Annotated in this window: 10 protein-coding genes; 8 read left to right on the forward strand and 2 right to left on the reverse strand. The window is 67.5% G+C overall.

Annotated elements, in window-relative coordinates:
• The 7 genes from ACRDPN_RS14725 to ACRDPN_RS14755 all read left to right on the forward strand — a co-directional run.
• On the forward strand, nt 1-573 hold a 573-nt coding region (locus tag ACRDPN_RS14725), incomplete at its 5' end, for an NAD(P)/FAD-dependent oxidoreductase (RefSeq protein WP_431449404.1).
• The gene (locus tag ACRDPN_RS14730) at nt 570-1,733 is read left to right on the forward strand and encodes a hypothetical protein (protein WP_431449406.1); all 1,164 of its coding nucleotides are present in this window, start codon (nt 570-572) and stop codon (nt 1,731-1,733) included. The genes ACRDPN_RS14725 and ACRDPN_RS14730, both read left to right, overlap by 4 nt.
• Before the next feature lie 177 nt (nt 1,734-1,910).
• Nucleotides 1,911-2,156 carry an AbrB/MazE/SpoVT family DNA-binding domain-containing protein gene (locus ACRDPN_RS14735; protein ID WP_431449408.1) on the forward strand — a complete coding sequence of 82 codons (246 nt, stop codon included), beginning with the start codon at nt 1,911-1,913 and terminating at the stop codon, nt 2,154-2,156.
• Nucleotides 2,153-2,533, forward strand: a complete 381-nt coding sequence (locus tag ACRDPN_RS14740; protein WP_431449410.1) for a type II toxin-antitoxin system VapC family toxin — start codon at nt 2,153-2,155, stop codon at nt 2,531-2,533. Before ACRDPN_RS14735 ends, ACRDPN_RS14740 begins: the two co-directional genes overlap by 4 nt.
• 38 nt (nt 2,534-2,571) lie before the next feature.
• Nucleotides 2,572-2,976 carry an MmcQ/YjbR family DNA-binding protein gene (locus ACRDPN_RS14745; protein WP_431449412.1) on the forward strand — a complete coding sequence of 135 codons (405 nt, stop codon included), beginning with the start codon at nt 2,572-2,574 and terminating at the stop codon, nt 2,974-2,976.
• Between the two features lie 11 nt (nt 2,977-2,987).
• Nucleotides 2,988-3,425, forward strand: coding sequence for an SRPBCC domain-containing protein (locus tag ACRDPN_RS14750; RefSeq protein WP_431449414.1), 438 nt, complete (start codon nt 2,988-2,990; stop codon nt 3,423-3,425).
• Nucleotides 3,422-4,051 (forward strand): alpha/beta hydrolase family protein, encoded by a 630-nt coding sequence (locus ACRDPN_RS14755; RefSeq protein ID WP_431449416.1) that lies wholly within the window; start codon nt 3,422-3,424, stop codon nt 4,049-4,051. Before ACRDPN_RS14750 ends, ACRDPN_RS14755 begins: the two co-directional genes overlap by 4 nt.
• On the opposite strand, the gene ACRDPN_RS14760 is transcribed toward ACRDPN_RS14755, so the two are convergent.
• The gene (locus ACRDPN_RS14760) at nt 4,052-4,711 is read right to left on the reverse strand and encodes a hemerythrin domain-containing protein (RefSeq protein ID WP_431449418.1); all 660 of its coding nucleotides are present in this window, start codon (nt 4,709-4,711) and stop codon (nt 4,052-4,054) included. It abuts the gene before it with no gap.
• A 46-nt stretch (nt 4,712-4,757) separates the two neighbouring features.
• On the opposite strand from ACRDPN_RS14760, the gene ACRDPN_RS14765 reads away from it, so the two are divergent.
• Complete coding sequence (locus tag ACRDPN_RS14765; protein ID WP_431449420.1) at nt 4,758-5,111, forward strand: DUF2200 domain-containing protein; 354 nt, start codon at nt 4,758-4,760, stop codon at nt 5,109-5,111.
• 22 nt (nt 5,112-5,133) lie between these two features.
• Here ACRDPN_RS14765 and ACRDPN_RS14770 read toward each other — a convergent pair whose 3' ends face one another.
• Nucleotides 5,134-5,688: a dihydrofolate reductase family protein gene (locus tag ACRDPN_RS14770; RefSeq protein ID WP_431449422.1), complete on the reverse strand. Its 555-nt coding sequence runs from the start codon at nt 5,686-5,688 to the stop codon at nt 5,134-5,136.
• Nucleotides 5,689-5,954 lie beyond the last annotated feature (266 nt).

Raw genomic sequence — 5,954 nt, forward strand, 5'->3', positions numbered from 1 at the left:
CATCTGACCCGCTCGACCGGCAACAAGTGGCGGCGCTACGACCGGCGGCCCGCCGCGCCACAGGGCATCGTGTTCGTCGGTGACGCCATCTGCGCGTTCAACCCGTTCTACGGCCAGGGCATGAGCGCAGCCGCGGGCTCGGCTCTTCTCCTGCGGGACTCCATGCATTCCGTGACCGCGCTGGATCAGACGTTCTTCAAGCGCTTCCTCGCCAAGCAGCGCAAGGCCCTCAAGGTGCCGTGGGCGATGGCGATGGCGCGCGACCGAGGCTACGAGTGCGCCACGGGCACCGAGACCGTGCCGGCGTGGAAGCGTCGGATCCTGGCGTCGATGACGTGGCCAATGTTCAACCTGGTCACCGGCGCTGCCCGCGAGGACGCCGTCATCGACGATCACTTCGCGCGTGTCTTCAACATGGACGAGTCGCTCGCCGACATGATGACCAGCCCTCGCGTCCTCGCCGGGCTGCTCCGCTACAAGATCAACTCCGCACTGGGACGCCACAAGCTGCCGTTCGGCTTCGACTCGCAGCAGGAGCCTCCTGGCACGGACTGGACGATGGCAACCCCATGAGCGCCACCTGCGAACGGGCCGCCGAGCAGGTCACCCGCAAGCTGGGCTTCGACTGTCATGACGTCAGTCCGGTCGTCTCGGTGCACAACCCGTTCGACCTGGCCAGCTGGACGATGCCGGTTCTCGAGCTGGTGATCATCGCGGGCGCGGTCTTCGCGCTCGTGCACGCCGTGCGCCGGTTCCGCGGTGGGGACCCGATCAACCTGGCGCTGTGGTTCGCGCCCCTGGTCTACCTGTTCGTCACCGAGCCGCCGCTGTACTTCCCGGAGTGGTTCGGTCTGGACCAGCAGTACGGCTTCATCTTCGCCCACAACATCTTCACGGTGCAGTTCATGTGGGACCGCCTGCCGCTCTACATCATCGCCATCTATCCGGCGCTCACCCAGCTGGCGTACGAGCTCGTGCGGGTGCTCGGGATCTTCCGTCACCGGGGCGCCCTGGTGGGGTCGGTCGCCGTCGCCTTCGTCTGCCACGTCTTCTACGAGATCTTCGACCAGCTCGGCCCGCAGCTGAAGTGGTGGGCGTGGAACGACGCCAACACCGACGTCAACCATCCAGCGCTCGCCTCCGTGCCGATGAACAGCATGGTGCTGTTCGCCTCGGTGTCGTTCGGCGTGATGACGTATCTCGTCGTCCGGTTGGCGGGATCGCGAGCCGCCGACGGGGGACCGCGACGCGGCTGGTCGCTGACCTGGCGCATCGTCGTTGCCGGCGTGCTGACCCCGCCGGCGATGGCCGTGGCCGGGATCCCGTCGGGTGCGTTCGGCGGCGAGACCCCCAACGTCACCGCGCAGGCGTGGATCCTCGGGATCGAGCTCGGGCTGCTGTGGCTGGCCGGCGCGTGGGTGCTCATCACGCATGTCCGCCGCCGTGGCACTGAGGAGGTCGAGCCGATGACGCCCTTCGCGCGGATCTACCCAGCTGCGTACGTCGCCGTAATGGCGGTGCTGTGGGCGGGTGCCCTCCCAGCCTTCATCGACGCGACGAACGGCGTCACCAGTGACGGCACCCCGATCGGCAGCGACCTCTACACGCTCGCCTGCTTCGCCGGCGCGGCAGCCGTGCTGACCGTGCTCCACACCGGTCGGCGTCGCGCCGAGGTCTTGGCGTCAGCCCAAGGCCGGAGTGTCATCGAGGAGGCGCCGGACCGCGGCCCGTGACACGAGGAGAGCGACAACGAGCACGGTAACCGGGATGAACCCTCCCAGACTCACGGCGTCGCCGAAGATGAGATCGACCAGCAAGGAGCAAGATCTTGCCGCACGTGGCTCCCGGACCGCGTCCCCGCTCATGCCCAGGTCGTGGCATGGATAGCGGTTGTGTGGCATCATTTAGCCATGAATGCCACACTCGTACTTGGTCAGCAGGGTCGCCTGGTCATTCCTGCTGAGATTCGCGCGGCACTCGGACTTGCTCCGGGTGATCGTCTGCATCTGCATCTCGTGGGCCATCGAGTCGTGCTCGAACGGCAACAGGATGCAGCTGCCGAGCTGCGTGGGTTGGCCTCCGAGGTCCCCGAATCGCGCTCTCTGGTCGACGAACTGCTTGCCGAGCGTCGCCTCGCGGCTTCGGTTGGCGAGTGACGGTCCTCGACGCGTCCGCGGTACTCGCCCTCCTGCACGACGAGCCCGGTGCCGAGATGGTGGCCTCCGAACTCCTCTCGGCAACCCTGAGCGCGGCGAACCTCGCCGAGGTGATCGGGAAGCTGGTCGACGCCGGAGTCGATGTCAGTCGCGTTCGTGAGCTTCTTGCCGCAGCCGGAGTCGGAATCGAGCCCGTCCTCGAGGAGGATGCGGAGCTGGCCGGAGCAATGCGGTCACTGAAAGGAGGCACGAGCCTTTCGCTCGGCTATCGGTGTTGCCTCGCACTGACGGTGCGAAGCAACCCTGCCGAGGTCCTGACCGCCGATCGCGCGTGGGCCGAGCTCGACCTCCCCATTCGGGTGCGTCTGATCCGATAGCCGATCAATGGGTCTGATGGCGGACTAGCCTTTCGATCATGGCGCATCCGGTGATGTTCAGCGACGACGACCCGGGCCTCGCCGAGTTGCGAGCCATCGCACTGGTTCTGCCTGGCGCGCAGGAGAAGGTCTCTCACGGCCGGCCGACGTTTCGCGCGGGCAAGATCTTCGCTGCGTTCGGTGGGTCGGAGAAGCTCAGCCCAGGAAATCACCGGCAGGTTCCGAGCGCGCTGATCTTCACGCCCGAGCCAGTCGACCTGCCCTCTCTCGACCGGGACCCGCGCTACTTCGTGCCCGCATACTACGGCCCGTTCGGCGCCCGCGCGATCGACCTCGACGACCCCGAGGTCGACTGGACCGAGATCGCCGAACTGGTCGACGCGTCGTACCGGATGATCGCGCCGAAGCGGTTGGTGGCTGAGCTCGACGCCCGCGCCAGTTAGGCTGCATCTCCATGGCGGTCTTTCGAACGACGTTCCCGGTGGCGGCGAGCGCCGAGACGGTGTGGGGGATCCTGATCGACTTCGAGCGCTGGTCGGAGTGGAACCCGTCGGTGCCGTCGATCAGTGGTGATGCCCGGCTCGGCGGCACGCTGGCCCTGACCCTTGCGATGCCGCGCCGTCCGTCGGCGAAGGTCAAGGCCGAGATCACCGAGCTCGTGCCCGAGCGGCGATTCTGCTGGCACGGCAACGTCGGCGGTGACCGTCTCTTCGCCGGCACGCGCGAGTTCGAGATCGACTCCCAGCCCGACGGCACGGTGCTGGTGACGCACGTCGAGACCGTGACCGGTCTGCTCTTCCCCGTGTTCCGCGCCGTCATGGGCAGCGCGATCCAGGAGCACCACGACAACCTGAACGCCGCCCTCAAGGACCGTGCCGTGAACATGAGATGACCGATCTCGCGGTCTCCCTCGTCCCGACCCCGCACGGCGACGCGCGGGTGCACGTCGCCCGGCCGTCCGATGAACCAGTCGGGCTGATGATGCTCGGCCACGGGGCGGGCGGCGGGGTGACCGCCCACGACCTGCGCCTCGCGACCGAGGTGGCGCTGGGTGCGGGCCTCGCGATCGCCTTGGTCGAGCAGCCCTACCGGGTCGCGGGGAGACGGGCGCCCGCACCGCCCGCCCAGGTGGATGCCGCGTGGCGTGCCGTCGCCGAGCACGCGCATGGCGCGGCACTCTCCGACCTGCCGCTGATCGTCGGCGGTCGGTCCTTCGGCGGCCGGGTGTCCTGCCGGACCGCCGACGATGTCGGTGCGGCCGGAGTGTTGTGTCTGGCGTTCCCGGTCCATCCGCCGGGCCGCCCCGAACGCTCTCGGCTACCCGAGCTCACGTCCGTGACCGTGCCGACCCTGGTCGTCCAGGGCGAGCGAGATCCGTTCGGCATGCCCGACCGCGAGTCCCTGCCCAGCAACATCACCCTGGCCGTGGTGTCGGGCGACCACTCCCTGAAGAAGGACGCTCCCACCATCCGCGCCGCCATCAACACCTGGCTGGCCACGGTGATCCCGGGCTTGTAGTCAGGCGCGCAGCTCGCCGACGTAGTCCTGGAACATGGTGCGCCCCGAGTTCACCCAGAAGTCGTGGACCGGGGGCGGCATGTTCGCCTCCATCTTCGTGTTCTCCTCGGCGAGCATCTGCTCCTGGATCAGTCCGACGGCCAGCCAGACCTTGTCGCCGGAGAACATCCCGAAAGCGGTCCCGCTCATGGTGTCCCACTCGGCGACGGTGATGCACTGCCCGATGAGCGGCACCACGTCCGCCTCCTCATGGTCCAGATGCTCCAGGAGGATCGTCTTCAACGTCGCGAGGGCGGCGCCCGCTGCGTCCCTGGTCTCGCTCGACGGGTCCGCACGCCAGGCGGACACGGCCTGCTCGGCGGCTTCCAGCGAGCCGAGGACGACCTCGTGCTCGGCGTTCACGCGGTTGATGACGTCGGCCTGCTCGGCGAGGCGCTCGACCATCTGGGGGTAGATCGTGACGTCCTCGGCCTCGTGGTGCGCGTGGAGCAACCTGAGGACGTTGTCGTAGTACGACCCCACGAATTCCGCGCGGTCGCCGTCATCGGCCGGTGCAGCACCGACGAAGCGCGGTGCCGCGTCGAGCGCCTCGCGGAAGATGCCGTGGAAGCGGGTCATCGCCGTCGCGTCGCAGAGGGGGACTTCGGGTGCAGTCGTCACGGTGGGCTCCTCGCTCGGAATGGACCCACCGTAATACGATTGAGCGGTGAGCAGAGTCTTTGCGATCAGCTTCTCCTCGGTCTATCCCCTCTACGTGGAGAAGGTGGAGAAGAAGGGGCGTACGAAGGCCGAGCTGGATGAGGTGATCCAGTGGCTGACGGGCTTCGACGAGGCGGCCTTGAATCGTCACCTGGACGCGGGCACGACGATCGAGGACTTGTTCGCCGACGCGTCGCTCAACCCGAATGCGTCGCTGATCACCGGCGTCGTGTGCGGCATCCGCGTCGAAGACATCGACGACCCGCTGATGCAGAAGATCCGTTACATGGACAAGCTGGTCGACGAGCTCGCCAAGGGGAAGGCGATGCACAAGATCCTGAGGTCCGTACCGGCGGAGTGACCCGACCGTTGGTCGGCGGGGTTCAACCTCCGGTGACGGCGTACCGGAGCAGCGCCACGCCGGAACGGAAGGACTTCGACTCGAGCAGCTCGAGATCAGGAAGCGAGCCGCCCTCGTCGACCAGGGCCTTGCCACGGCCTTGGACGGCGGGATGGACCAACAGCCGAATCTCGTCGACGAGCCCCGCGCCGAGCACCGCGTGGGCCAAGGTGATGCTCCCGGTCAACACGATGTCGCCACCGTCTCCGTCCTTGAGTCGCTGCACCTCGTCGACCGGATCGCCGGACAGGACTGTCGAGTTGCGCCATTGCGGATCGGTCATCGACGAGGAGACGACGTACTTCTGCACCGGGTCGAGGTAGGCGCCGGCCGGCTCGTCGGTGTGCTGCGGCCAGTGACCGCGGAAGTCCTCGAAGGTCTGCCGGCCCAAGAGGATCGCATCGGACGACGCGCCCCGGAGCTGCACCTGGCCCAGCCAGTCCTGGATGGTTCCGTCCGGCGACGGGTCGAACCACTCGTCCAGCATCTCGATCCGCCCGTCGGCGGTGATGTTCTCGGTCAGCAGCAATCGGCGCATAAGCCTGACTATCACTCAATCGTCGGACGGCCGTGGGCCGGACCTGCCTCGAAGGTGTAGAGCACCATGATCGGGTGCACTCTGGGGTCGTGGCGCAGCGGACACCTGCCACATGTCGACGAGATCGGGTTGGGGGCAAACGCGCACATGACGACGATCGGAGTCCACTGCTCGCACGAGCAGATCGACCCAGCGCAACTGCTCCAGGACGTGCGGCGCGCAGAGCAGTGCGGCTTCGACGCCGCGATGTCCTCCGACCATTTCTC

Origin of the sequence: Aeromicrobium sp., assembly GCF_050700635.1 — a bacterium.
Classification (GTDB): Bacteria; Actinomycetota; Actinomycetes; order Propionibacteriales; family Nocardioidaceae; genus Aeromicrobium.

Excerpts from the sequence above, each read along its gene's own strand:
- ACRDPN_RS14730 (WP_431449406.1), top strand. The coding sequence starts at position 570 with ATGAGCGCCACCTGCGAACGGGCCGCCGAGCAGGTCACCCGCAAGCTG.
- ACRDPN_RS14755 (WP_431449416.1), top strand. The coding sequence starts at position 3,422 with ATGACCGATCTCGCGGTCTCCCTCGTCCCGACCCCGCACGGCGACGCG.
- ACRDPN_RS14735 (WP_431449408.1), top strand. The coding sequence starts at position 1,911 with ATGAATGCCACACTCGTACTTGGTCAGCAGGGTCGCCTGGTCATTCCT.
- ACRDPN_RS14745 (WP_431449412.1), top strand. The coding sequence starts at position 2,572 with ATGGCGCATCCGGTGATGTTCAGCGACGACGACCCGGGCCTCGCCGAG.
- ACRDPN_RS14750 (WP_431449414.1), top strand. The coding sequence starts at position 2,988 with ATGGCGGTCTTTCGAACGACGTTCCCGGTGGCGGCGAGCGCCGAGACG.
- ACRDPN_RS14770 (WP_431449422.1), bottom strand. The coding sequence starts at position 5,688 with ATGCGCCGATTGCTGCTGACCGAGAACATCACCGCCGACGGGCGGATC.